The sequence below is a fragment of the Halorubrum sp. Eb13 genome (assembly GCF_002252895.1).
Classification (GTDB): domain Archaea; phylum Halobacteriota; class Halobacteria; order Halobacteriales; family Haloferacaceae; genus Halorubrum.
Genome location: NZ_NHPE01000020.1, coordinates 1 through 592 on the forward strand (window position 1 = coordinate 1; position 592 = coordinate 592).

Annotated in this window: 1 pseudogene; it reads left to right on the plus strand. The window is 76.2% G+C overall.

Features of this window, described 5'->3' with window-relative positions:
* Nucleotides 1-546, plus strand: a pseudogene (locus DJ75_RS01770) (glycosyl transferase family 2); the annotation flags it as partial.
* Nucleotides 547-592 lie beyond the last annotated feature (46 nt).

The window sequence follows — 592 nt, forward strand, 5'->3', positions numbered from 1 at the left end:
ACGATCGCGGGCCGCGACGTGACCTACTTCGCGGGCGGGAACGTCGCCTTCCGGCGGGAGACGCTCCGGGACATCGACGGCTTCGACGAGTACCTCCGGACCGGCGGCGCGCGCGACGCGGCCCACCGGCTGGCCCGGATGGGCCACGAGATCGCGTGGCGCGAGGCGCTCGGCGTGACCAAGGAGCTGCCGAGCCCGACCGCGGCCGACGGGGGTCGCAGCGCCCACGAGTGGGGATGGAAGTACCGGGCGCTCGCGTACCGGCTCCTGAAAAACTACGGCGTCCGGCCGACGGTGATGGCGCGGGTCGGGTCGCACGCCGCGACGGACGCGGTCGACGCGGCCGCCGACGTGGTCCGCGGCGAGTCGACGCCCTCCCGGTGGGCCGCGAACGGACGCGACGTGCTCGTCGGCCTCGCCAGCGGGGGTTCGGACGGGCTCGTCGCCCGGGGCCGCGACCGGAGCCCGGCCCGAAACCCGAACGGCATCTCGGAGCGCGCCGACCGCGCCGTGGCGAAGTACGACCGGCGAGAGCGAGAGGAGTGACGGGCGGGTGGAGGGGCGGCGGACGGCGGACGGCAGACGGCCGATC